A 24996-nucleotide genomic window follows, 5' to 3' on the forward strand; every position below is an offset into this window, starting at 1 on the left:
TATGCAATCTGCTGCCGTTCCACGGCCATTACTCAGATCTATCGCTATTCTTCACCCGCACACCTCATCCACTTGCGGCTCTCGCGCACAAGCAGGAGAGAGATCGTGAACCTGCACAGCCTTGGACTCTATAACGCCTTCTAACTGGCATAGGTGCTGTCGCTGGATACCCATTAAATGAGTCCGCGCTAATTGAAGACCGGATTGGGGTAGGTCTCCAAATAGGTCCTGCTTCATCGTCTGACTGCTTCCTGACTTGGTTACATCGGCGTGAAGGGCCGCTCATGGCCGAACTCAGTCGGTCACGACCAGCAGACTGGCCAGCAGCAACCGGCACAGGCGGTCAGTTCGACCGGAATACGCAGCATATCGAGGTAACGTACCTTCTGCGCATCTTTCCGTGATCGACGGACGGCCAAGGAAACTAGGACAGCAGGCCCGGCACCACCAATGAAAAAAGCCCAGTCACAAGAACTTGTGAGCTGGGCTTTTTGGGTGTGGCAATTACATGCCAGGACTCAGAGAATCGTTAGTGACTTGCTTAAGCAATTGCTCGTGACGCAGGGTCACAAAGTCTGGGCATGTCAATGTAGCGATGTTGGCTTCAGCCTCGACGCCATCCCAACTATCGTTACACCAGGCACTGATGTCGAAGTCCGACGCAAGATCTGGGGAGTAGATGCCATTGGTTTCGTTGTAGAAGAAAACGACCTCTGGTTTTCCGTTGAACTCCGCTTTCAGGATCACATAGGGGCTATGTATCTCCTGAATGCCGGTCATCAAAGGCGCATCAGCGAGTAATGATGACGCGGCTGCTATCCACCCCTTAAAGGTGCGGAGATCGTGGCCAGCGATGGCAATGGCGACCTGTTCAGCAGTCAGTGCGTAGCTCTGACGATCCGCAGTTGTGCAAAGCGGCTGATTGTTAGTTGCGGTCATTTCCAACTCTCTAAATTGGAAAGGCGCGGCCCGACTGGGCGACAACGCCCGTCCGGGTTAAAAAATCGCTGGCCCTTGGCCAGCGCGAGGTTCAAATAGCTTGCGCTTTAGATGGCGATAACGGACGCAAAGCACACCTTCAGATACCCATCGGAATCCTGGTATCCAGGCCAGTCTTTACTGCAACTGCTCATATCACCTGGACGATAGTTGCAGTGGCCGCAAGATGCGCATAAGTCATCGTCAGCGATGCTTTTGACGCCAAATGACTGGACCTTGAGCAATGCACCGCTCGCCAAGGCATATGCCTCGTGAATAGGGATGCAGTTCTCGCCCTCCTCTGCTGTCACTTCACACGGCCCGAACACCTTTGCCGCGGAAAAGCCAGCCCAACTATCTCCAGCCCAAAAGCCCGTTTTATCTTGTACGAATTCGTGATCCGAGAAGACAACAAACAACTTGGATTCGAGCTGCAGAATTGGCGGCACAAAGCCCAGAATGCGGTTCAGAACCGATCCTATGCCTTCGCCAGGATGCTTTTGGAAAGCGCCCTTCAAGAGCCGCGCATGCATCGTGTCAAGACGCTTGAGCACATCCTGTTCATCGAGTACCGGCCATTCACCTTCTTGTGGCAAGACATCACAGAGCAGAGATGGCACATAGGCTTGATAGTCCTTGGATTGCAGCAAAGCATATGTGCCAAGATCTTCCTCGCTGTCAGTGAACCAAGCCCACACAGGGTTATCGGTTGGCAGCACGGACGGCATCTGTTGGCGAAAGCCCAGCTGTAGCAGTCGTCTGTCGGATTCCGTTTGCGTGTAAGGCTCGTGCTCGATGAAATCATTACTCCCATCGAACATTGCTTCGATAGCCAGGCGATCCATCATTTGGCGAGGGACTACTAAGCCATGCTCTGCAGTCACGGTGAGCAACCAGCCAGAGTCCTTCGACCCGAGCTCCACCAGTGAGGTGTAGTAAATGTCGCCTTCGGAATGAATATTGGCAAAGAATGAGCCTGTTGGGCGGTCGTAGCCGCATTCCAGAACCATTTCAATACCGTTCACGTTCGTTTGATTAATTAAGTGCTTGGACATGGGATTCCTTTCGTTGAAAGCAGAAAGGGCACCGTCCCCCCCAGGGGCATGACGGCGCCCCAAGGGTAAAAAGAGAGTTAGAAGAAGATTACCCAGTGAATACGGGACAAGTTACAGAACCCTGTCTTTCGCTGTGAGCGCTTTCTGGAGCATCGTGCGAAGATGATCCTGTTCCAGTACAACACGAGCCTTATATTTCTCTTTAGCAGATGGTTCCAAGGCATCGTTTGAAGCTAATGTCCAAATTGATGCAATCACCATTACCTGGTCCATCAACAATTCAATGCTCGGGTTTTTCTCTGTATGCACCATGGATTTGTAATTCCTTGGACGTTCAAAGGTGTTTTCGAGGCTCATATTCATCTCCAGTAGATAAGGAAGATGGACACTTGCCCCAGGGCATCTAGTGCCCATCAGGGATTTATAGGTTGACACCCAACTTGCTCATTGCCGCAGACGCCGAAGCCTGCACATTTGCTTTTCGGTATGCCAGGTACGCATCAATGTCTTTGGTACCCACGTACACGGACTTTTGATTGCTCATCAACTCAGAATGGTCCCTGCGACAATCGGAGGCGTAAACAAATGAATAGGCTACTGCCCGCATCCGTTCCTTCACGCTTTGTTTCTCATGAAAGGTCAGATATAGCGACAGGATAAATTCATTGGCTGGTACGTTGAGATACCGCTTATTCAAATGAAACCAATCACCAACGCAACTGCGCGTTTTGAAGTTGTCAGCCTCAAGCAATAACTCAAGCTCTAGCTGAAACTCCACTTCATCGCCATGCCAGCGTGCTTGCGCAAACGCATCGCATTCTTCATTCTGATCGGCAAGAACCGTCTTATCGTAGAACTCCTTATAGCTCTTAGCCCAATTTTCTAGCGGAACCAGCGACTCGGCGAGATCGCGCATCATCGTTGAGGCATCCTTCAATTGCTTCAATTGAGTTGGATTGAGGTTCTCGAAATTACTTTGAGCTTTCACCAATGAGGTGGCGGTTCGCTTCGCATGGGCAATCTGATGTTTGATCTTCGCAACGCCTCGGAGCTGAATTTCAAAGTACCAACGTTCAATGAGCTCCATATCCAATGACGCGCCACGCCTTGAAGCCTTCAATGGATGCAATTCGAGATAGCGTTCAAGGACTGATTTCTTATTCATATGGCCTCCAAATATTCGAACAAAGAAAAACCCACTACCCGACGAATTTCGGGTAATGGGTTGGTTAGAGCCTCTGCTTAGTTATCTGTGCCAGTTGCCTTGCGAGACAACGGGAGCATGATGACATTGGCAGAAGGAGCCGGTGGCTTAGGCGATTTATGGGACTTTTGCAGCTTGTACTCATTGAGAGCCACACGGGTCCAACGAGCAAAGCAAACGCTAAGCGACCAAAGGGCACGAAGCAACTCCAAACACTTTCGCTTGATTCGCGCAGTAGCCTGACCCACGTCATGAGCCTTTGCATATCGAATCTGCGAGCGCTTGACCGTCTCTTCCGCCATCAGATAGGCACCTAGGAACTGAAGTTTCAGATCCGGGTACATATCCAACGTGTTGAGAAATATGCGTGCTACGACAGGGTCGTTGACGCGAGAGATCATCTTCACCAGCAGCTGGCGATCCACGTCAAAAGGCGAGGATGCCGGCTTCTTGGCAGAACGTTGAGATTGATGCATGTGTTGCTCCTAGATGTTGGGCAACACGGTCCCCGACGGGATTGTGTTATCCCGTGGGGTTGAAGAATGTCCTCGCCAGCGTGAGCTGATGCGCATCTCTCAAGGACTCAGATGCTACAAAGCTCCGAAGAGCCAATGTGCGTCGATTTTAGCGCCGAAACTGAGTGCAACGCAATCCTTGCTTCCAGCAAAGCAACCATCATCTCTTAAAATGCCTCATAATATTTTCTGTCATTTTAATGGAGCATATTGATGTCTAACTCTGCGGTGTCGTACAAGGATCTGCTGGCCCAACGCGCAACACTCGAAGCCCAGATTGAAGCAGCACGTAAAAGCGAAATCGGCACAGCCGTGCAACAGATTAAGGGTTTGATCGCGACATATGGATTGACCCAAGACGATATATTCCCCCAAGCGAAAGCAAAAGCAATTCGCGGCTCTGTTGACCCCAAGTATCGTGACCCTGAGACTGGTCAAACTTGGACAGGCCGTGGCAAGCCTCCTGTCTGGATCAAAGATAAGGATCGCTCGCAATTCGAAATCAAATGATTGCAGCAGGTTTGATATTAGATGGCCACTAAGGAACCTCTGCATAAATCCCCAACGCATGTGCTTGCACATGCGTGCCGGGTGCGGCAGCATCCCGGCCTATGCAGCAATTTGATCTTGGCCTGAACCTTTCCACCAAAAAAACACGTAAACGCGAATTCCTGGAGCAGATGCAGCAAGTCGTTCCATGGCAAGAGTTGGTGGACTTGATTGCGCCATATGCACCTGAAGGTCGCAAAGGGCGGCCTCCATTTCCTGTGGAGATGCTGCTGCGCATTCACTTTATGCAGCAGTGGTTCAACCTCAGTGATCCAGCGATGGAAGAAGCGCTGCATGACATGCCCTTGTTTCGGGAATTCGTTGGCCTGTCATGGGGCAGTGCCACGCCTGATGAGAGCACTATCCTGCGGTTTCGTCATCTATTGGAAAGACACAAACTGGCCGAGCAAATTCTGAAGACGGTCACGGACTTGCTGGAGCGTAAAAAGCTGCTGCTTCGCACGGGAACCATTGTGGATGCGACGCTGATTGCAGCGCCCAGTTCAACCAAAAACAGCACCAAATCTCGTGATCCTGAAATGCACCAGACCAAGAAGGGCAATCAGTGGTACTTCGGCATGAAGGCCCATATTGGCGTGGATGCTGATTCTGGTCTGGTGCACACAGTGCGAGGCACATCGGCCAACGTCAGTGATGTCGTTGAAGCCAACAGCCTGCTGCATGGAAAAGAGGTTGATGGCTATGGCGATGCAGGCTACCAAGGTGCAGATAAACGCCCCGACATGCCGACGCCAGAACCTGAGCGCAAATTCCAATGGCATATCGCCATGAAGCGCAGCCAGCGCAAGGCTCTAGACCTTCAGCACCCGGTATCGGCCATGCAAGAGCAGCTTGAGCAGGTGAAGTCCAAAATCCGGGCCAAGGTCGAACACCCATTCAGAGTCATCAAGCGTCAGTTTGGCCACGTCAAAGTTCGCTACCGAGGCTTGAGAAAGAACACGCAGCAATTGCATACCCTGTTTGCCTTGGCGAACTTGTGGATGGCCCGTGGCCGTTTGCTGAAAAACAGCCAATCCAAGCCTGGTGTGGGTGCATAAAAAGCAAGATGCCCGCGAAATGAACTGACCCCTTAAAGTTGGACAGTTAAATTACGGGCACATGGCCTGAGTTCGGTATTGCACCGGGCTCAGGCCTTTTAACTTCATCTTGATTCGATGATGGTTGTAGTAACGGATGTAGTTCACCAACTCACCGCGCAGATGCTCGGCGCTTGTGAACTTCTGCATGTAAAACAACTCCGTCTTCACTGTCGCAAAGAAGCTCTCCATCGCAGCGTTGTCCAGGCAATTGCCCTTGCGTGACATGCTTTGGACCACACCTTTGGTGGCCAGGTGGCGGCGATAGGCCGGCATCTGGTATTGCCATCCCTGATCGGAATGCAGCACAGGCGCAGTCTGGCCTTTGAGTTTGCCAAGCGCCTTTTTCAGCATGTTGCCCACCAGTTGGAAGTCTGGCTTGTCACGCATCTCATAGGCCACGATCTCGCCGTTGTACAGGTCCATGACCGGCGACAGGTAAAGCTTGCTGCCACGAACATTGAACTCCGTCACATCCGTCACCCACTTCTGCTGCGGCGCATCCGCCTGGAATTGGCGCTGCAGCAGATGAGGCGCCTGAGCATTGACTGGGCCTCGGTAGGCACGGTACTTCTTGGGTCTGACCAGAGACTTCAAACCTTGCACCTGCATCAAGCGCTGGACGGCTTTGTGATTGATGACGCATCCCGCTTGGCGCAGATGCGCTGTGATGCGGCGATAGCCATACCGCCCCTTGTGCTTGTCGAAGATGCCTTGGATCTGGGCCTTTAGGCCCGCACAGGAGTCACCGCAGCGAAGCACCTGGCACTGGTAATAGAACGTGCTGCGAGCCAGCCTTGCAGCCTTGAGCAATTGCGCCACAGAGTATTCATGCCTCAGTTCAGTCACGGCTTGCGCTTTGTCAGCATTGCCTGTTGCTTTGCCCGAACCAAGGCATCCAATTTTTTTAGGTACGCCACCTCCGCGCGCAGGTATTCGTTTTCTTTGCGCAGTGCTTGCAGCGCTTTGGACTCGTCTACGGATGTGGACGAAGACTTGAGTGGCTTGGGAGGTTTGGGGGCGGGCATCTTCTTGGGGCGGCCACGGCGCTGGGGTTCAAGCGCCTCTGGGCCGCCCTCATGATACTGACGCTCCCACCTGGCAAGGATGCCTGTGCCGCCGCGCAGATTGAGTAAAGCGACTACCTGTCGGTACGTCAGGGCCTCACGCCACATGCGCTTGAGTGCTTGGAGCTTGAATTGAGCGCTGTAGTGCGCGCCCTGTCCTTTGCGGCACAGACCATCATCTCCATGCCACCGATAGACATCTACCCATTGGCGCACGGTGGAGCGGTCTATCCCATGCTTGGTTGCAAGCACTCTGAATCCACCAGTGCCATCCAAATATTCCCGGACTACGGTCCTTTTGAAATCTAAATCATGCCTCGCCATGAACAACACCTCTTCGGTTGGATCAGTGTCCAACTTTTGGGGTGCAGTTCAAAACGCGGGCATCTTGAGTGCCAGGGGCAAGGGAACATCACACTCGTTCAAGCACTATCACGCTTGAAATCGAGTTTTGCAGAGGTTCCCTAAGTGGTCATTTTTTATGAGCACTTAAAATAGATCAGGCATATTCAAGTGCCCGCACTTCCTCGCGAGCTTCATCTGGCACAGTTTCTACAGCCGCTCGTTGTTGGACAGGCAATGCTTTCTTGGCTGCCTCCACCACTTCTATTTCTGTGGTGTGCTTGTTCTCCTGCTGCTGCAGCACGCCCTCATCGATAGTGCCCTGGATGATGGGCACCAGGACCAGCACATCGCGGATCTGACCCAAGCGGTAGGCCCGGTCCTCTGCCTGGCGCATCAAGGCTGGCGTCCACGGCATGGAGGCAAATGCCACGATGTTGGCAGCCGTCAGCGTGATGCCCACGCCCGCAGCCATGGTGGTGCCAATGAATACCTTGATGCTTGCGTCCCTCTGGAACGCATCTACCGCAGCCTGCCGACGCTTCAAGCTATCTGAGCCGACCAGCGAGACACAGCCTACGCCAAGGCTGGCCAGGGCCTGTTTAAGGGCCTCCACGGTGCTCATGTACTCGCAGAAGATGATGAGCTTGTCGTCCTCTCCCATTGCCTGCACGGTTTCGACCAGGTACGGAACCTTCAGACCTTCAAGGCATTTACGCAGGCGAACGATCTTGGGCATGGCCTGCAGGGTCATGTCGCCATAGATCTCCTTGTAGACATCGAGCCCCTCTGGCGACAGAGGCACAAACTGCCTCGCCTTGTCACCCAGATCCTTGAGCACGTCCTTGCTGCGACGGATCATCCAGCCCTGGATCGCTGCAGCCAGTGCTGCTCGCTTCTCAGGGCTACCCGCGTAGCTCTTGCGGAACTCAGCCAGCGTGAGACTACCGAGGCGATGGCCCGTGATGCGCAGCAGTGTATGCATCTCAATCTCGCGATTGAGCAACGGCGTGCCGGTGACGACAAAGCATCGCTCTATCCGTGCTGCCAGCAGGAACACATTGCGCGTGCGGCCGCTCTTGTATTCCTTCAGGTAGTGGGCTTCATCCACGGCCATCACCGCGAACTCCAGCTCACTCTCGCGCACTAGGCCGCCCATGCGTTCGTAGTTGCCGATCACCCAGTCACAGCCAGCCAGCGTCGAAATCCGGTCCTCACCGATCATCCCGACGCGAGCGTCTGGGTAGACCATCTTGATCTCTCGCTCCCAGTTCAAACGTAGGGATGCAGGGCATACGATCAGGACCCGGCCGCTGCCAGCAGCCATCCGGGATGCCACGACCGTCTGGCGGCTTTTGCCCAGGCCCATGTCATCGCCCATGCAGGCGCCCGATTGGCGCAGCATATGTGCGACGCCTTCGGCCTGGTAGTCGCGCAGCACGCCACAGGCGACCAGGCTGGCCAGGGCCACCCGGTCATACGGCATGTCATCGACGTGGCCATGCTCAGTCGATAGGAAACCGGTGCCCTCTTCTTCACCAGGCCCGCCGCCCTCGCCCAGCGGTGGCGATGCAGCGGGCACGCTGATAGGCGAGCCTTCGTTGCCACTTGTGGTCAACTCTTCGATGACCACCGGCTGCTCATGGACGAATACGAACTCCGACGACACGCCGGCAATGCTGGCCAGCCGCTCCATGATGAGCTCAGGATCGGCTCTGACTTGCCACGCTGACGCATGCTTGTGGAAGTAGCCGCCCAACGAGCGCATCGCCTTCACGCATAGCGGGTCGTAGGTAAAGCTAACCGCCCATGAACCGCGTGCTAGGTCTCCCTTCACCAGCGGGAAGATCTGAACATCGAGCAACTGCGAGAAGTAGTCGGGATCAGGAGCTGCGACAGCGGCGCGCAGTTGCACATCGAGCTGCTCCATATCCACGAAGTGCCCAGCAAACGCATGCTTAATCACATCGTCGGCATAACTGGAGTCGGTAGTTTGAAGCAGCCACATGCGCCGAGCTCCACTCCACCAAGCATCGTAGTTTGCAAGTGGACGGCTCACACCTGGAACTGCCAGGAGCTGCAGGCCGAGCCTGCGTCCATCCGAGACGGCTTTGATAAGGAGATCCGGCGGGCGGATCGTGACGGGCCTAGGCAACATCAAAGCCCCTCGCGAACAACTCTTGTTGCTGGTGACTCATAACCCCAACCTTCGGCCATCCATAGCGCCCATGTGAGCGTTGAATCAGAAACCTGCAGCCCCGATATAAGCGGATCAAAATCGCTGGAACACTTCAAGATAAAAGTGTCGTAGGACTTCCCGATCAGAGCGATATTTTTATTGAACACATCCTGGCAAGTATTGGCCCATGCCACAGGATCGAAATTCGTATCGACTGGATCGGGAACAACGAGCCCCAAAAATTGATATTTTTCTTGCACCATATTCTCCTGTGGACTCAATTGGCGACTGAGCATGCGCCACAGGAAAACCGATATTTATTCTGTCATCTGGTAGCTGAAGTTATGACGGACAAGCCATAACCGCACCACCGCATCAACGCGACTATCAAAGTCGCCAATCAACATAGAGTCCGACTGCGACGATTCATCGTATGTGACCGTGAGACGCGTGTGCCAGGTACCATCAAACTGGAGCTTGCAATATCCCACGCATACATCCTTGCCATTGGAATCTCGCACGACTAAGAATGCGGGTGCGTTTTCTTCATTCACCTTTTGCGATGGCGCAACCACCATGGTGAATCGACCATCGACAAGCAATGTGATGTCGTCCGAGGCCTGTTGATCGGGATGTAAAGTCAAGATGTGCTCCTTGGTTAAAAACGGTCTTTAAGCAGGCTGGCCTGCGTGGTAGGGTTCCTGCACTTCGCCTGAGGAGCCATCCGACTGCTCCGTGGACGAGCGGCGTGAAGCCTCGAACTCAATGGTCTTCACACGCGACAGCAGAAGTGCGACATCCTGGGCCTCGATCTTGAACACCATCACTTGACCGCCAGTAGCCTCATCGCGCGCCATGTACTCAAGCTCTTCCCCCATCACTAGCACTCTGGCTCCCTTGCGCAGGAGCCGCGCGGCATCGCGAGCCTTCGCTCCGTAGATTTCCACCTCGCGCCAAAAACCGCCAACCTCTTCGATTCCGCCCTCCTCGGTGCGGCCGTATCGGCTGAACCGAACACGCATACTGGCGACATCAAACTCGCCGTTAGGCCCACCCTTGAGCGTCCTGAGACTAGGAGAACTACCCAGGTTTCCCTTGCCGATAAACAATTGCGACATATCCAATTTCCTTGCAGTGCTGATTGAATGCCCGAGCTGCTGCACCAGGTCAGCCCAGGCACGGACTTAGAGGGTCGAAATCGGGGAGCGTGGATAAAGAAAGACAGGAGCCTTGTCCACGCTCACGCGAATACGCTTGATATCGCCACGCGTCTGCTGGTGCTCCTCATTCAAGGCCACAGCGCGTTGGGACGCTGCCATGCACCATTGACGGAGTTCACTGGGCAGGCCTGACGCAAGCTCCTCCACCTCTTCAAAGCTCAAATGGCGGTTAGAGCCCATGCGTTGGCGCCAGCGCAGAAAGACATAGCCCGTTGTGCTTTTCTGGTGCACGACCAGATAGAAGCTCAGTCCTGGAACAGATTTCGACTTCTCGGACAAATCGCGCATCTGTTTCAGGATTGCGTCGATGCCGTCAAGTTTCTGGCGCAATCTGGACAGGGTGCCCCTACCCGTAAGGGCCTTTACGTCAGCTCGATCTTGACAGTCCTGATCCGCCAGGGCTTGACGACCCCACAGCACGTTGTTGACGACTCGGCCACGACCGGTGTGCTGCGAAGCCCCTTTTATTTCCAGATCCCTTTTCACACCAATCCCTTTCAATATCAGTTCCAAACGACTGCGCGCGGTCTTAATCAGCGGTGGCTGTAGCTTCTGGGCCAGTAGAAGCGGATGCATCGGAGCCATGCTCTTGCGCCTGCTGCAATTGGTCGCCAACTTGCTGCAGCAACGCACGTTCGGCTTCGCTGATGTTGATGAGCCGGCGCGAATGCGAAGGCTTCACTTCGGCCTTGTAAATCTGGGCTGGCACTGCACCAAACGTGCTCACCACAAACTGAATGCGCTTCGCAGCTTCCGGGTCTGCACTGAACCAGTCAGAACGGCTCAGCTCACGAATCTCTGGACGGCCAAGCCATTTGTCGAATCGGGCAGTGCCATAGAACACGCCAAGGATGGCGCGGCTCATTGCGCTCAGCACAGCACGCGCCTGCTCATCACTCAGCAAGTTCTTGCGCTGCAGCGTTTTCTGGATACGAACAAAGTAGTCGTAGTCCACGATCAACATGGAGATCGCATAGCCGTAAGGGCTGCGGAATCCGAGGTTCAGGGTCATAGGGCGAGCGGACTGAACGATGCTCAGGCTCAGGCCGCGCTTGCGCTGGCTCTCCAGCAGCTCCTCGGCTTTAGCGATTTGGGTGCGCAACGACTCTTGAACTTGCGAGATGCCGTACTCATGGCGTACCAGTGCCCAATCTGCATATGGGTTGTCACGGCTCGTCAGTACCCAAAGGTTCCGCAGAGAGGAAGCAACACGCTTGCCGCCAATGATCGCGTTCAAGCGCTTTTCAGGCTCCCCAGATCGCCCCTGAAAAAGTCGGTGGGCCTCGATGGTGTGAATCGTCATCTGGTCCACGCCTTCGTTCGTCAGCGGCCCGAGATCATCAATGCCTTGTGCTTCGGAGTTCGTCACCACCGCGTCCGCACCACGACGATCGCGTCGCTCCGCTTGCATCTTCTGGAATTGCTCTTTGCGATCTTCCAGCTCTACATAGCGATCAAACAAAGGATCGTCTTCAGACGCGCCAGCCTGGATGAATGCCGCCAAAGCAGCTTCTTCACCAGCAATTGAGTAGCCGTCACGAAATGGCGAATTCGGGTCGGTGGCGAATTTAATGCCTGGTGCACCTGCACCCAATACACCGGCCAGCATTACTGGCTGAAAGCCGGGGTCTGTTTTGATTCGATCAGTAGCCAAGGTCTTCTCCTTTAATTAAATACTTCGTCTATCCAGCGTCCGGGACTTCTCCCGACTTCCCGCCCTCGTCGGCACTGGCGTTCTCTATTGCCACTTGCGCAGCTTCTTTAGCGATGTCTTCATTCCAACCGTCGATAAATGGAAAGTGCTTCTTACTAACTGATGGCAGCCGCTCGGCAATGGGCTGTCTTAGCAAATCGAGTACCGCATCGCGATTCACGGTCACCAGCGTTTTCGTGTTCTTCTGCACGCGGACATTAATAAATCCGGTCTCTTGCAACCGCTGGAGAGTTCGTTTTACGGTGGGTAATGGAATGGTTCGGCACAGTTCGACTTCAGTGATCGACCCAGACGTAATGGCGATCTCTCCAATATCCCCCCGCTCTTTGAGTAAGACCCAAAGAACCGCAGCATCCGTGTAGCTTCTGAATTGCTGAACGAGCTGAATAAATAGATCGTTCCCTGATTTCTGATAGCTCATATTGCTTCTCTTGAAAATTGCTGTGGCTCATTTCGAGCTACATGGCACTAAGTGCCGCGTGGTTCATTTCGAGCCACATGGCACTAAGTGCCGTGTGGTTCATTTCGAGCTACTTGGCACTGAGTGCCATATGGCCCATCTCGGGTTATTCGGAAGTCAGCTCATTTCTTCGCCATTCCGACCTTCGCTGCCCGCTCATTGCGAAGAGCAAGCAACTTGGCACGCGCCGCTTCTTTGCCCAAAGGCCCATTGCCTTCGACCGCCACTCGCACTGGATTGGCGACGGCGTTGGCCGATCCTTCGTGAAAAGCTTTCAGCGATGCTTCTTTCTGGGCCTGTTGAGCATCGGCCTGTTTGGCTAACTCAATGCGCTCTGCAGCGATGACGGGGGCATACGCCCAGATGCATTCGCCGTCTCTATATTTCTTCACCACACTGTTTAGCCAGGCCACTGGCGACTTCACTTTATGAAATCGCCGGTTCGCACCTTCCATCTCGTCCAACGCTTGCTGTTGTTGCTCAAGGGGAAACTTGGCCAGCACCTTGGAGAGGGACGCGTGCAGTGACTTCTCAATCCAGGTGGGGAAGATGAGGCCAGAGGCAAGTCCGGCGTTCAGCTTGTCCGAACTCGAAGACTTACCACCCTCACCTGCCTGAACGTCAGCCGTGCTGCTGGTGTTCACCGGCGAAGTAGTAGTGGATTGAATAGAAGTCCTTTGAATATTGATTGCGGGAAACGGCAGATCAAGCCTGCAGGTTTCGTCCAAAGAGTCAGGCTCTTGTTTGCAGGAAACGGCAAACGATTCCTTCGCTCCACCCTCGCTACCCTTATCGCTAAAGCTCTTCGCTAACTCCTTGCTGGCATTGGAGATTTGCTCCGACTTGGCGGGCTGCTCACTGATCGAAGAAGTAGCTCCAGCTTGTCGGATTTCGACAGGTTTGTGAGGCACCAGATCGTCGTTCAAAAAAGACAGCAAGAGATCGCGCGGGCGGGGAGCAGGAGGGGTCGCGGACAGTCCAAGCGTCGCTTGCGAGAACGCGAATGAAAGGCCGGACAGGTCCAGCGTCTGGTTCGTGGCTGGAGCGCTATTTGACGGTGCAGCCTTCGTTGACGCCGCAGGAGTAGCCTTGTCCGCGTCAGCCTTGCGAGGCAAAGGCTTGATGCTTTGCCCACGCAGGCACAGCAGAATGGCGTCGAAGTTAATGCGGACCAACGCTCCGCCGATGCCGACCTCGTTAATGAATCCAGCCTTCTTCAGCCGCTCCCGAGCATTGCGCTGGACCTTCGGACCGAGCACAAGCGCTGTTGAGATTTCATCCTGGCTGACCGGGATAGCGCCATCGGTGAGCTGGCCTAGCTTCAGACACTCCCGGTGCCGCTGCAGCAGATAGGCCAAGTACAGCCCGCCTGCGATGCTTCCAGCCACATCAGCCAGGGGCTTGTAGTAGACCTTGCAGCCCTTGAACCAGCTACTTGCCAAGTCCCACGTAAGTTTCTGCCCCTTGCCGCGCATGGCCAGTGCCTTGGCGAGTGCAGGTACGTTCAGGCGGTAGTTCAGCACCGCAGGACGCCCAACGAGCATCTCTTCGAGAACGCCCTCGCCCATCAGCAGCTCGCGCACACTGGCTTGCTCGGTGCGGGTCAGCCCAATGGCCGACTTCCACTGCTGCAAGGACATAAAGAACCAGCCACCGCGCTCGGGATGGTTGCGGAGACTGTGGCGCGTCCAGTAGAGCGCCATGCCCACGAAGATGGCGGCTTTGTGGCCGAATTTTTCAGCCAGCACCGGATGAAATGGAACGAAACCTCGATCGTCCAGATGCAGAAAAATTTGCTCGGCACCCTGGTGGATCGGCGCATCCTCCGGCAGTTCATAACGAACTGTTGGAATTGCTGCGAGTGAAAGAGAGCCGCGCACTGACAAGCTCCATCAGTGCGCAGCTGCGGCTACGGAGGTTGTCGCTGCACTGCGCATTGCGCTGGCCAAGGGCATGGCTTGCTGCTGCAAAAGCTCAAGCAAGCGCCGCTTCGAGATCCGATAGGTAATGATGCGGCCCTGACCAGCTTGCTCATGCAGGATGCCCAAGTCCACGAGGGTCTTGCGGCAGGTTTGCTGCTGTGCCCTCGTTATGCCGGTGTCCTTGGTGCAGCATGACGATGACATAAGGATTTCGAAAAAATCCTCCGACTCGCTGCGACGTTCCCGCTCCATCGCATAGGTAAGCCAGAGTGCGCTCAAGACGTTACCAGTGAGATCCACGAATGCGCGATTGATGGTGATGGGCTCTTGGCCGATGAGTTCCAGAAACAGTGCGGACTTCAGAAATTCACTATCACTATTCGACAGCTGGGCGGATAAATTCTTGGTGTTCTTCATGTTCAAGCTATATCGATAATGGTTGTAAATAGAACGTCCTACGGCTGATTTATTTTCCGACCGGGAAAGCATTTCTCCTTGGAAGAGCCAGGCTATCCTCGTCTTCAAACTCTTTGAGTGTTGAATAAAGCGAGTCGATGGTGTACTCCGCAAAACGAGAATGCAGCTCGAAAATCCAATCACGTAGAGATTTCCCAGGCGCCGATTGGCTGGTAATTTCGGCCCAAGCTTGATGAATCTGATCCCGAACATCAAACTTCTTGGGTAATTTGGCCCTACCACCGGTGACGCTTCCTCCAACCAATTCACGCATCCTACGAATATCGTCTGCGGAGCGCTTAAAAAGCCGGGTAATCAGTGCACGCGATGCGCCATTACGCACAAAATATTCGCAAAGTGCATCGTCTTGCCGTTGTCGGTCCAGGCCTTCCAGTTGCTGCCGGAGTTCGCCAGGAGAAAATACGAGTTTAACCCTCGTTAACTTAGTAGAAATATCCAGAATATCGCGAGTCTTGCGATGCCGAAGTTGGTCAATCAGTTCGGCATCGCAACCCATCTGCAATAACTGATCTATTCCAACCTCGGTTTCGATAGCACGAATTACCTCCGTCAGCAGCAGAAAATTTAACTGCGGATTCGTGTGAATATCGACGGGAACAATATGATCTGTCATTGCTTAACTAACGTGTTTATTCCGTAAATAACGGTTTATAGGCTTCGCGGCTATCCTCTTGCACGGCGATATTAAATTCAGCGAGTGTTTGCATCAGTGCAGACAAGCATCTAGCAACCGCCGCATTGCCGAAGAGATACCCATAATGGTCAGAAGTGACATAAAGCTGCCCATTCTTCCCGCACAGAATTGCTCTATCTGTGCACTCCTGACGGAACGTATCAACGCCAGCCTGAATAGCCTTTACCCAGCGGCTTTCTGGGTCGCATTTCGAGAGTAGGTTTGCGTTGCACTGCCCGGTTTGCGTTGCAAGAAATGGCCAGAGATACACACGCAGAGTTTCGAGTTCTTCGGAGAGCTTTTGATCGCCCAAATACGACATACGTTCTGGAATATCCACCAAGAACCCGTATGGCAATGCCGGCATTGGCTTCACGAAGTCCGACAACGGTACGACAGCATTCAGATCCACAAGATTCTGCGATAGCCGTGCGGAAAACGCTGCCAGCTTGTCTGCTGGGCCAGCACCCGCCCCTTGCCGATCGGCCTTTGTGGTGGCTCTTTTACTGCTAGGCGATGCAGCCGCCGACACGCCGCCAAGCATTCCCGACAGTGGCGCCTGCTTGGCTTGCTGTTGCACCTTCTTGTTCTCGCTCTCTATCGAGCGCATGTCCTCAACAGAAAGCTTCGGGTCCTGGAGATAGGACTGGACGACTGACTCGATATGGTCGGCGGCAATACCAAAGTGCTTCGAGGATACAGACTGGATCTGGGTGAGCAGCGATTGAACATCCAACTTGACCTCTGTCCGGCTTGCAGGATCGGCCTCGGAGTTCGCTTGCTCCATGGCCTCAAGATCGGTCGCGTGCATCAAGAAGATTTCCTCGATGGAGTTTTTGACCTCATCACGCTTATCAAACTTAGATGCCATTTCGTGAAGTGCTGAAACGGTAGGACGAATATTTATATTCACGTCAGACGTTTGAAGCCAATTACCAATCAACGCGAGATTTTCGACAGCGAAGATGAAGTTTTGAACCATCCTCACGCCATAGCTCAATCCAACCTCTTTAAGTGCTTTATTAAGTTCGGTGGCGGAGAATGATTTAGCAGTCTCCTTCTCAATTTCACGCTTGTAATTCATCACGCCCTGAGCTCGCTCCCAGAACGAAATATCACTTCGATTGTCGTTTTCGCTCAAGTGCGCGGCAATGACAGCAGCCTCGCCAGGCCACTTTCGAGTAACGACATGGATGCGCCGCAGTTTCTCGACGCCTTCATTCACCAGCTCTTTTGCGATCTCCACACGAGTATTTCCGCCACCATATGGAAAATACTTCTCCGTGGGGTTTCGACGCGTAACCGAGAACATGTTGGTGATGCCATCGACCTTCATACTCGCTTTGATTTCCGCCCGCTGGGAATTAGCTTTCTTGCGAGGATTCAGCGAATATTCATCAATATCAAAAACATCCAAGACGATGATGGAGCCATCAATCTCATCCATCGGATCAAAACTGGTAGTTGATCTTTCAGAGTCTCGATGAAGAGCTGCTTTAGCCGCCTCAAGACGTGCTTGATTTGGAGTGAGCTTTGGTTTATCTGGTGCAGTCATAGCTGACGTCCCTTGCTTATTTCCAGGGGACGTAGTTAGGTTTAGCGAGGCTGCCCGTTCGCGAGCAGTCATGGTTTCAGGTGTACGCATGCTTTCCTCCTAAAATTAATTGGAGGGTGCGTTCAGATCGAGATATTGGGGGTGGTTAGATGCGTACATCTCCGACACGCTGGGCACAATTTCCCAAAGAAGGGAATGAAGCGTGTTGGAAGCTTTCACTGGATCAACCCAATGCACTGGAACTCCGGCACTGGCCGCTTTTTTCCAAGCCGTTGCATCGGGAACATCGGTATCCAGCATCGTGATTTTTCCGCTCAGCTCAATAAAGCTTTCGCGAATCATTGCGGACATTTCCTTGCTATCGCTAGTCTTCTGGCTTTTATTGAGAAATGCCTTCATCTGAGGCATCTTCAAGCCCATGCTAGACACGCTATCGTGGCGTTCAATGAGTGCCTTCACATTTGCGATGAACTCGCGAGCAGAGATCATGTCTGGCGTTGCAGGCACAAGAAGCAGATCAGCAGCAACCACTGCAGCATCTTGCAGATGACCCACAGCACCTTGGGTATCAATAATCACCACGTCATATGCGCTAGCGATTGCAGGGTGCTTCAAGGGATTCTTGAAGCTGAACTGCATGCTCACTGGATTGCGATTGGCCATCCAGACCTGCAAAGACGAGTCCTTGGCGTCAGAGCGAACGATATGCAGGCAACCGCCCTCGCTCTTAGGTGCCTTCTCAAGCTTGCCTTGATAGGAAGTCGGTGGCAGTTGGCAATGCGAGATGCAGTCCGGGGTCAGTGCACCAGACTGCACCAACTGCGTGAGCCCAAAAGGTGCCGCATAGCGCAGCTGGTAATAGCGTGAGAGCGACGGCTGAATATCGCCGTCGATCAGCAGCGTCCTAAAGCCGATGTCGTGCAGCAGGCCGCCCAGATTCGCAGCTGTAGTTGTCTTGCCGACTCCGCCCTTAGAAGCCAGAACAGTGATGATGAACATTGAAAGTCCTCGTTGAATGGTTGTTGATCCATTCAACGGGAGCTGAAGTTCGCTCGCGCATTGGTAGGCCGTTGCGACCCAAACTTAGGCCGCAGTGGCCCTCAGAAGCCACCCTTGATCGATGGTTATTTCGTAACCTTTTGTTGAATATCAGGCAAAAAGCCTTGACTTCCAGCTTAAAAAAGTGTCAGAAAATATACATCGTATATACCAAAAAAGAAACCTGGTCAAAACCTTTGCTGCCCTCCTGGCTGGCGCCCCTAACCAAACCCAGTTAATGATGAACTGAAAATGGCTGATCGTCACCTTCGATACTGGCGCGTCGGACAGCGGCAGCGGACCCGCAGGCGCAGACTGCAGGGACTTAGCCCTGCTCCAGAGCACCATGCCAAGCAACTTTGAAACAATACCCTTCACGCGCACTCTTCTTCGAGCAGGATTCAAGCGAAGTGCTGGGCACACGCTGACTTGCCATCGGTGGGTGTCCAGGTAGACAGCTCCTCTCCAGGCTGGCCCAGAGCAAGGAAGTCCATGAAACTCTGCTGCAGCGGGTGCCTTCTGATGCGTGAGACGATGCCATCGCGGCCCCAGCCCACGGATGTTTGCACGAAAGGCTGGACCACGACTCGCATGGCGAAGCTGTGTATTGACCCACTGAAAACCTGCTCAGGTGTTACCGTCGAATGGTGGCGCGCCTGCTGGGGTTCAACAAGAACACGGTGCAGCGCATCTCACGGTTCGAGACGCTCGGGCGCGTGCCAGCTCCGTTCCTACTGCGCTCGGACAATGGGCCGGTCTTCACCAGCCGCAGCTTCACGGCCCTGGTCAGAAGCTATGGCCTGCGTCAGGAATTCATCACGCGGTACAGCCCTGATTAGCGGCCTGACCTGCGCAGGTTCTGCTGGGTCAATACGGCAGGACATGTCGTGGCTTCGGGACTTCGCCAGTTTGACGAGGGACACTGCCACACCAGATAAGAGCACCCTCTTGCGCTTTCACCGCCTGCTGGAAACGCACAAGCTGGCCTAAAAATTCCTCACGACGGTAGCGGGAGGGAAAACGCTGTCGCTGCGTACGGGGCGCATCGTGAATGCCACGTTGATCGCAGCCCCATTCAAAGACCACTTCTTGCGGCGGTGCGATCAGTATGTCGTTAGCTCCTGTCTCTCCGAGAGCATTGGATTTGGAAGCGTCGAAGATGCGCCCGCAGAAGATATCGCTGCCCTGCCTTCGATTGCCTTCAGCGCCCTCATGTGGCTCGCCATGTAGATGAGATTGGCTTGGCGGGTAGACCTTGCTGATTTGCAACCAGTTTTCAATATCCACTCCGAACCAGCCAGTGCTTCTGTTGCTCATCGGCGTGGGAAGAGGAAATTTGTCCTGCCACAAGAGTTTTACAGCATTGATTTTGATAAGCTTTTCCCAAGGAATGCCTGTAGGCAGTGCGAACAGGATGCCGTTAAGGGTGGCTTGATCGCCGACTGCGAGCTTGCGCGCACCGCCTTTGGCAGAAGACACGAAGGCCGGGATCAGAGGTTGTAGTTGCTGCCACAGTTCTTTGCTTATGGGTCGTCGAGCCATGAGGGTAGCGCACGTAACCGCTCTGAGGGTCCCTCTGAGGCAATGGTGTTAGCCACTTTAATTCGGAGACCCGGATGCCCAGATCTATGGCGAATGTCGCGAAAAGGTCGCCGTGCTGAACGCTATTGGCAAGCACTTCCAGGTGCCACGTCGTGACATCTGCTTTTTCGACGATAACGTGCTCAATGCCCTCGATGCACACCTGGCCGGATTTCGATCACACTGGGCAGTCTGGGGCTACCACGCACCCGAGCACTTCGGGATTGCTAAAGCAGCGGGTCTTTTCGCAGCCGAACTAACAGACCTTATCCATCTGGGTGTGGAGGTAACGGCATGAAATACGCCCACGCCATGATCCGGGTGGGCAATCCGGAGCCATCGCTGCGCTTCTATCAGGACTTGATGGGCCTCAAGCTACTGCGGTGCAAGGAGAGCGAGATGGGTCGTTTCACCCTGTACTACCTCGCCAGCAGCGATGGCGAGCCAGAGATCGAACTAACTCACAATTGGGACCAGAGCAGCTACACGGGTGGCAACGCCTTCGGGCACTTGGCGTTTAGAGTGGAGGATGTTTATGCCACATGCAAGAGGCTGGCCGACGGCGGGGTGGACATCCTGCGTCCCCCAAGGGACGGCTACATGGCATTCGTGAAGGACCCCAGTGGTATCTCGATCGAGTTGCTGCAAATGGGAGATGCCTTGCCAACGCGAGAACCCTGGGTCTCCATGCCGTGGTTGCGCGGGGCTGGTGTCCTAGCCCTCTTGGCGGCGGGCGCAGTGCATGTCGCCAAGGCCTGTCTGGCCAATAGGTCGTTTATCCAGGATGTGCGCAACCCCTCCGTGGCGCCTTTTTTTGGCCAGATCGGCGTAGCCCTGGCATTGCTGGCAGAGATCCAGCAAGAGGTCCATGCCACGGCGGCCCAATTGGCCCTGTTCGGTAGTACCGCATTGGCGACCCTGAGTCTGGTACATGTTGCTTGGCTTGTCACCCTCAAGCGCCCGTCGTGGCGAGACGCTAGTCCATCTTGGCTGCTACCTTCCATTCAATACCTGTACCTCGGTGTACTGACTGATGGTGAGCACTTGGCCTGGATTCGTCCAGCGGCCTTAACATTGGGGGGGCATGAGCGCCACCATCGCCATCGCCTGTCTGGTCGCCCGCCTATGGAAGGGGCCAGAGTTGCCAGCGCCCGCCAGGCCTGCGCTGACTATCATGGTCGCGATTCCCTCGGTGGCTCTGTTGGCCGTACTACAACAGCCTGATCCATCCGGCTGGCTTACTACCACGGCCTTTGGCCTTAACCACTGCTGCCTTAGCATGCATGGGCCTGCAGCACATTTTAGCGGAAAGTCCTTCGTATTCAAATCCGTCTGAGGTTGAGTTACCCCCTGACCCCAGACGCAGCTATGCCACGGCCACTGTCTGCGGACGCCCTAGTTCAGTGAACCGATTGAGGATGGCTGCGCGGATGTGCAGTTCATTGACTGGCCGTTCAAAGGTTCTGGACATCACCCGCTCGCCCAGTCGTTTGATGCAGTTCATTTGGTCTCTACCAAGCTTTTCCGGTGGTAATGGCTCCACACTTTCCACATCCTTCGACCCAAACGCCGGCATGCGGCGACAGCCGCATTGAGCATAGCTTCGTTGCGTGGGACTTGCTTGAGCAGATCGGCGATGACTGCAGCATCACTTACTTCATTGCTGGTCACGCAAATTGCCCTCGTCAGGGGGGCACGAGCCTTTAGGGAGGAGTTGTACTGCTTCCAGTTGGTAGTGCGATAACGTTTCTTGGGTGTGTGCTGGCTCATGCACCGAGCCTACAGAGAGCAGGCTCTGTGTTTATGCAACAACGCCGGCGGCATCAAGACTCGCACCACAAATGCCGATTTGAAGAGCCCTGGCCCCGATATCCTGCTGGCAGGCGCGGATGCGGCCTATGTCGTGGACTACGGAAGTACAAGCGTCAGCAGAGTCATGCACAGTGGCCCACACAGCCCAGGCGCCGGCTACCGGTTAGCGCAAGGTTCGCCGGTTTATGGAGCGCCGGGTTGCCGCCAGATTGCTTCGACGCGCCAGGGGTTGGGTCACATTTGGATCCCCTGCATTGGCTGCAGCCGCCAGTCTTTGCTGTGCCTCCAGCAGGCTCTTGAGATCGGCTGCACGCTCTTGCGCCAATGCTGCCGTGTTCTGGGCGGTCTGCAACTGGGCATGCAGATTCAGGATCTCCTGCTCGGATTGTTCAAAACGAGTCAGCAGCTCCTGATAGCGAGACTCCGCCTTGCGCTCCTGGTCCTGCAGACTTTTTCGCGCTGCCGTGAGTTCCTGCCGCGCACGATCGACCTCGTTGAGCATATGGCGCTCGTTGCCCGCGTACTGCTCGGCCATGCGCTGGCGCTCAGCGGCGGCCGACTGAATTTCCTCGCTGTGCTTTTGCTGCTGCAACTCACGCTGGCGTACGGCATTGCTCAGCTCATCACGTAGTTCTTCCAGGCGCTGATCGCGTTCCTGTAGCGTCTGCTGCATTTCGTCAAGGCGCCGGGCCAAGTCTTGGGCGTGATTTTGAGCGGCCTGCAGGGCTTGATTGAGCGCATCTTTTTGCGCTTCCATGGTGGCCTGGCGCTGCGCGAGTTGCTCCTGTTGAGCCACAAAGGCCTGCTCTGCAGCTTTCAAAGCCTGTTCGCGAAGATCCAAAGCCTTGCTGGCTGCGGCTTTCGCCTCTTCCTGCGCCGTATTCCAAAGCTCTTCCGCAAGACGCTGTACAGGGTCCGGCACCGATTGCAACACAGACGGGTCCTGCTCTCCCGCCACGCCCAGACGACGGCCCAGTGTTGCAAACCAGGTCTCCAGCATGGGGCTGACCGTATTGGGGGAGCCGCGCCCTATCTGCTGACGCACCCGCTCTATGGTCGGGCGTAGCCCTTGTGCAATCAAAGCATCCGCTGCAGCCCAGACATCGGACTCCTGAACACCTCTGGGCGTAGTTTTGCTTGTATTCATATCTATTCTTCAAATAACTAACGATAAGTGATTGTTATCGTGATCTATATTTTATTTGCGTAATACACAATACATCTCATGTATTAAATATTACGTATTAAATTTTCATACAGATGACAACATACATTACCGTGTTTTCAGCATCTGAATTTGTGGATAGAGGGCGTTTTCCATTGAGCGAGAGAAATTTCTTTGATTTGCCTACATGCTCGGTGCCGTGTCGCTGGTGCAACTGCTTGCGTCGCTCATGCGCCTCAGCTTCGGCATGTCATGCCAGGTCTTGTTAGTCGCTCCTGGAACTTGCCGCTTGAAGCCGCTCGGCTTCTGCAGACTTCCTGACTGAGGCCAATCGACAGCGGTTGGCAGATGAAGTCAGGGCGAAAATAGCGCCATGGATTCAAGCAAGCCCTCGCCCTTCCCTACTCCCGTGACTTTTGATGCCGGCTGCCTGCAGATGCAGGATGTGCCGGAGTCCGCTCTTGCCCCCAAGGCGCATAAAGCCATCAAGGAGCTCATGCATGAAGGCGAATCCAGCAATACGCGCAGCAGCTATCAGAGCGCCATGCGTTACTGGGCAGCCTGGCATTTGCTGCGCCTTGGCCAGCCCATTCAACTGCCGCTGCAGGTTTCCACGGTGCTGCAATTCATCATCGACCATGCCCAGAGGCAGACCGGTGCGGGCTTGATCCATGAAATGCCGCCTGAAATCGATGAAGCCCTGGTTGCAGCCGGCTACAAGGGCAAAAAAGGGGCACCTTCACACAGCACGCTGGTACATCGCATGGCAGTGATGTCCAAGGCACATCAGGTGCATGCCATGCCCAATCCCTGTCAGGACGGGGCAGTTAAGGAGCTGATGTCGCGCACGCGCAAGGCTTATGCAAGGCGCGGCGAGTTGCCGCAGAAAAAAGAGGCGCTGACGCGCGATGTGCTAGAGGAGTTGCTGGCAAGCTGCGACGACAGTTTGCGTGGCCTGCGCGACCGGGCGCTGCTGCTGTTTGCCTGGGCCAGTGGCGGTCGTCGCCGCTCCGAAGTGGCTGGCGCCGATATGCGTTTCCTGCGCACCATGGCTAATGGGGAATTCATCTACACCCTCAGCCATAGCAAGACCAACCAGAGCGGCACCGATGCCCCCGAGAATCACAAGCCCGTTACCGGCCGTGCAGCCATTGCCTTGAGAGCATGGCTGGACGCAGCCGGGATCATCGAAGGTCCTATCTTCAGGTGCATCCGCAAAGGAGGCCATGTGGCAGAGCCACTGACTCCCGCTGCTGTACGCAACATCGTCAAAGAACGCTGTGCACTGGCCGGTGTGGAAGGAGACTTTTCGGCACACTCCCTGCGCTCGGGATTTGTGACCGAGGCCGGCAGACGCAATCTGCCGCTGGCTGACACCATGGCATTGACCGGACACCATAGCGTGAACACAGTACTCGGTTACTTCCGTGCCGACTCGGCACTCAACAATCAGGCCGCGCGCATGCTGGACGAGGACTGATCAAGCCTCATCAGCTGCAGAGCAGTCCGATGAATGGCGGATTGCGGGTCGGCCAGTTGCAGCGGCAAATCAAAGTGGTTGGTGGCCGGCGCCTCCACCCATTGCCCCGGCAGACAACGCGCCTGCCACGCAGCCAGGTATTCTCGCGACTGGCGCTTGAATTCATGGCTTTCAAACTCGCCACAACTCACGCGAAGCTGGCACTGAGCATGCGTACTCGCATCGGGAAGTAGAAAGCGCGGGCTGTTGCGTATGGCTGCAGCATCATCCAGCTGCATCCAGCCGTTGATATGGGTTGCCAGCAGCGGCTGCAGGTCGAACAGACCGCTCAAGGTCAATACCGATCGAGGCACGGCCTGCGCTGGCAGGTCATAGTCCTGCAGCCACCCCTTGGCCAGCAACATGGCTGCCAGGTGTCCTCCGGCCGAGCTTCCGCAGACACAGATATTGCGGGCATCACCGCCGTAGATGGCGATATTGCGCACCACCCAGGCATAGGCCTGGCGCATCTGATCGACGATATGCTCCAGTGTGACGGAAGGGGCCAGATCGTAGTCAGGCACTACGACGATAGCGCCCTCCCGCGTCAGCGCGGGGGCCATGAATGCCGAATCATCCTTGCTCAAGGCCTTCCAGTAGCCGCCGTGGATGAAGATGAAAACAGGCGCAGCTTGTACTTTCGCAGCCTGAGTTGGGGGCAGATAGATATCCAGAACATCCGCAGCCCTGGGGCTGTAGCGCTGATTGCGAACTGCGCCAGGCAATGCAAACGCAGCCTGGCTTTCCTGCGTGTAGCACGCCAGATACGCAAGCGGATCCTGCACGCTGGCGCGGGCGTTGTATTGGCGGTCGTAGTAAGCAGTCGTGAGGACGGTCGAGATGGAAGTCATTTTTCTGCGCGGCTTTGGGCTTC

At 54.9% G+C, this 24996-nt stretch carries 26 protein-coding genes and 2 pseudogenes; 6 read left to right on the plus strand and 22 right to left on the minus strand.

The window, feature by feature from the left end; genetic code table 11:
• Positions 1-504 precede the first annotated feature (504 nt).
• The 5 genes from F0P97_RS13480 to F0P97_RS13500 all read right to left on the minus strand — a co-directional run bounded on the left by F0P97_RS13480 (position 505) and on the right by F0P97_RS13500 (position 3713).
• Positions 505-939: a hypothetical protein gene (locus F0P97_RS13480; RefSeq protein ID WP_034400596.1), complete on the minus strand. Its 435-nt coding sequence runs from the start codon at positions 937-939 to the stop codon at positions 505-507.
• A 107-nt stretch (positions 940-1046) separates the two neighbouring features.
• Entirely contained in the window at positions 1047-2033 is a 987-nt protein-coding gene (locus F0P97_RS13485; protein ID WP_003054969.1) for a hypothetical protein, read from the minus strand.
• A 111-nt stretch (positions 2034-2144) separates the two neighbouring features.
• The gene (locus F0P97_RS13490; RefSeq protein ID WP_003054968.1) at positions 2145-2390 is read right to left on the minus strand and encodes a hypothetical protein; all 246 of its coding nucleotides are present in this window, start codon (positions 2388-2390) and stop codon (positions 2145-2147) included.
• Positions 2391-2454: 64 nt separating this feature from the next.
• On the minus strand, positions 2455-3198 hold the full coding sequence (locus F0P97_RS13495; RefSeq protein WP_003054966.1) for a hypothetical protein: 744 nt from the start codon (positions 3196-3198) through the stop codon (positions 2455-2457).
• 77 nt (positions 3199-3275) lie between these two features.
• Positions 3276-3713: a hypothetical protein gene (locus F0P97_RS13500; protein ID WP_003054965.1), complete on the minus strand. Its 438-nt coding sequence runs from the start codon at positions 3711-3713 to the stop codon at positions 3276-3278.
• 252 nt (positions 3714-3965) lie between these two features.
• On the opposite strand from F0P97_RS13500, the gene F0P97_RS13505 reads away from it, so the two are divergent.
• Both F0P97_RS13505 and F0P97_RS13510 read left to right on the plus strand, forming a co-directional pair.
• A complete protein-coding gene (locus F0P97_RS13505) occupies positions 3966-4262 on the plus strand; it encodes an H-NS family nucleoid-associated regulatory protein (protein WP_003054963.1) in 297 nt (98 codons plus the stop codon).
• Positions 4263-4363: 101 nt separating this feature from the next.
• A complete protein-coding gene (locus F0P97_RS13510) occupies positions 4364-5359 on the plus strand; it encodes an IS5 family transposase (protein WP_182282812.1) in 996 nt (331 codons plus the stop codon).
• Positions 5360-5410: 51 nt separating this feature from the next.
• Here F0P97_RS13510 and F0P97_RS13515 read toward each other — a convergent pair.
• The 13 genes from F0P97_RS13515 to F0P97_RS13575 form a co-directional block, all read right to left on the minus strand.
• Positions 5411-6789, minus strand: a protein-coding gene (locus F0P97_RS13515) for an IS3 family transposase (protein WP_182287200.1) whose coding sequence is annotated in 2 segments (ribosomal slippage) — positions 5411-6297 and positions 6297-6789 — 1380 coding nt in all. Because the reading frame shifts where the segments join, the coding sequence is not laid out codon by codon here.
• Between the two features lie 175 nt (positions 6790-6964).
• Complete coding sequence (locus F0P97_RS13520) at positions 6965-8815, minus strand: DEAD/DEAH box helicase (protein ID WP_059441057.1); 1851 nt, start codon at positions 8813-8815, stop codon at positions 6965-6967.
• Positions 8816-8964: 149 nt separating this feature from the next.
• Entirely contained in the window at positions 8965-9249 is a 285-nt protein-coding gene (locus tag F0P97_RS13525) for a hypothetical protein (protein ID WP_003065071.1), read from the minus strand.
• 54 nt (positions 9250-9303) lie between these two features.
• Positions 9304-9630 carry a hypothetical protein gene (locus tag F0P97_RS13530; protein ID WP_003054957.1) on the minus strand — a complete coding sequence of 109 codons (327 nt, stop codon included), beginning with the start codon at positions 9628-9630 and terminating at the stop codon, positions 9304-9306.
• A 27-nt stretch (positions 9631-9657) separates the two neighbouring features.
• Positions 9658-10104, minus strand: a complete 447-nt coding sequence (locus F0P97_RS13535; RefSeq protein WP_003054955.1) for a single-stranded DNA-binding protein — start codon at positions 10102-10104, stop codon at positions 9658-9660.
• A 66-nt stretch (positions 10105-10170) separates the two neighbouring features.
• Positions 10171-10791, minus strand: coding sequence for a hypothetical protein (locus F0P97_RS13540; RefSeq protein WP_230630078.1), 621 nt, complete (start codon positions 10789-10791; stop codon positions 10171-10173).
• Positions 10736-11860, minus strand: a complete 1125-nt coding sequence (locus tag F0P97_RS13545) for a PFL_4669 family integrating conjugative element protein (protein ID WP_003054951.1) — start codon at positions 11858-11860, stop codon at positions 10736-10738. The genes F0P97_RS13540 and F0P97_RS13545 overlap by 56 nt, the downstream gene beginning before the upstream one ends.
• Positions 11861-11888: 28 nt before the next feature.
• Positions 11889-12341 (minus strand): hypothetical protein, encoded by a 453-nt coding sequence (locus F0P97_RS13550; protein ID WP_003054949.1) that lies wholly within the window; start codon positions 12339-12341, stop codon positions 11889-11891.
• 161 nt (positions 12342-12502) lie between these two features.
• Positions 12503-14260: a hypothetical protein gene (locus tag F0P97_RS13555; RefSeq protein WP_003054947.1), complete on the minus strand. Its 1758-nt coding sequence runs from the start codon at positions 14258-14260 to the stop codon at positions 12503-12505.
• Between the two features lie 12 nt (positions 14261-14272).
• Positions 14273-14719, minus strand: coding sequence for a hypothetical protein (locus F0P97_RS13560; protein WP_003054945.1), 447 nt, complete (start codon positions 14717-14719; stop codon positions 14273-14275).
• A 49-nt stretch (positions 14720-14768) separates the two neighbouring features.
• Complete coding sequence (locus tag F0P97_RS13565; protein ID WP_003054944.1) at positions 14769-15392, minus strand: STY4526/YPO1902 family pathogenicity island replication protein; 624 nt, start codon at positions 15390-15392, stop codon at positions 14769-14771.
• Between the two features lie 16 nt (positions 15393-15408).
• The gene (locus F0P97_RS13570) at positions 15409-17097 is read right to left on the minus strand and encodes a hypothetical protein (protein ID WP_230630075.1); all 1689 of its coding nucleotides are present in this window, start codon (positions 17095-17097) and stop codon (positions 15409-15411) included.
• A gap of 15 nt (positions 17098-17112) precedes the next feature.
• Entirely contained in the window at positions 17113-18006 is an 894-nt protein-coding gene (locus F0P97_RS13575; RefSeq protein WP_003054942.1) for a ParA family protein, read from the minus strand.
• A gap of 683 nt (positions 18007-18689) precedes the next feature.
• Here F0P97_RS13575 and F0P97_RS13580 point away from each other — a divergent pair.
• Positions 18690-18884, plus strand: a complete 195-nt coding sequence (locus F0P97_RS13580) for an integrase catalytic domain-containing protein (protein WP_232537920.1) — start codon at positions 18690-18692, stop codon at positions 18882-18884.
• Between the two features lie 535 nt (positions 18885-19419).
• On the opposite strand, the pseudogene F0P97_RS13585 reads toward F0P97_RS13580, so the two are convergent.
• Positions 19420-19587 (minus strand): annotated as a pseudogene (locus F0P97_RS13585) (transposase); the annotation flags it as partial.
• Positions 19588-19699: 112 nt separating this feature from the next.
• Here F0P97_RS13585 and F0P97_RS13590 point away from each other — a divergent pair.
• Complete coding sequence (locus F0P97_RS13590) at positions 19700-19924, plus strand: hypothetical protein (RefSeq protein WP_182282813.1); 225 nt, start codon at positions 19700-19702, stop codon at positions 19922-19924.
• Positions 19921-20850, plus strand: coding sequence for a VOC family protein (locus tag F0P97_RS13595; RefSeq protein WP_182282814.1), 930 nt, complete (start codon positions 19921-19923; stop codon positions 20848-20850). The genes F0P97_RS13590 and F0P97_RS13595 overlap by 4 nt, the downstream gene beginning before the upstream one ends.
• A 142-nt stretch (positions 20851-20992) precedes the next feature.
• Here F0P97_RS13595 and F0P97_RS13600 read toward each other — a convergent pair.
• Together F0P97_RS13600 and F0P97_RS13605 are read right to left on the minus strand one after the other, a co-directional pair.
• Positions 20993-21366 (minus strand): annotated as a pseudogene (locus F0P97_RS13600) (IS5/IS1182 family transposase); the annotation flags it as partial.
• A gap of 235 nt (positions 21367-21601) precedes the next feature.
• Positions 21602-22585 carry a DNA-binding protein gene (locus tag F0P97_RS13605; RefSeq protein WP_182282815.1) on the minus strand — a complete coding sequence of 328 codons (984 nt, stop codon included), beginning with the start codon at positions 22583-22585 and terminating at the stop codon, positions 21602-21604.
• Positions 22586-22976: 391 nt separating this feature from the next.
• Here F0P97_RS13605 and F0P97_RS13610 point away from each other — a divergent pair, with 391 nt between their 5' ends.
• Positions 22977-24083: a site-specific integrase gene (locus F0P97_RS13610; protein WP_182282816.1), complete on the plus strand. Its 1107-nt coding sequence runs from the start codon at positions 22977-22979 to the stop codon at positions 24081-24083.
• Here F0P97_RS13610 and F0P97_RS13615 read toward each other — a convergent pair.
• Positions 24053-24973 carry an alpha/beta hydrolase gene (locus tag F0P97_RS13615; protein WP_182282817.1) on the minus strand — a complete coding sequence of 307 codons (921 nt, stop codon included), beginning with the start codon at positions 24971-24973 and terminating at the stop codon, positions 24053-24055. The two genes, F0P97_RS13610 and F0P97_RS13615, sit on opposite strands and share 31 nt — an antisense overlap.
• Positions 24974-24996: the final 23 nt, after the last annotated feature.

It is taken from the genome of Comamonas testosteroni, from assembly GCF_014076415.1.
Taxonomy (GTDB): Bacteria; Pseudomonadota; Gammaproteobacteria; order Burkholderiales; family Burkholderiaceae_C; genus Comamonas; species Comamonas testosteroni_F.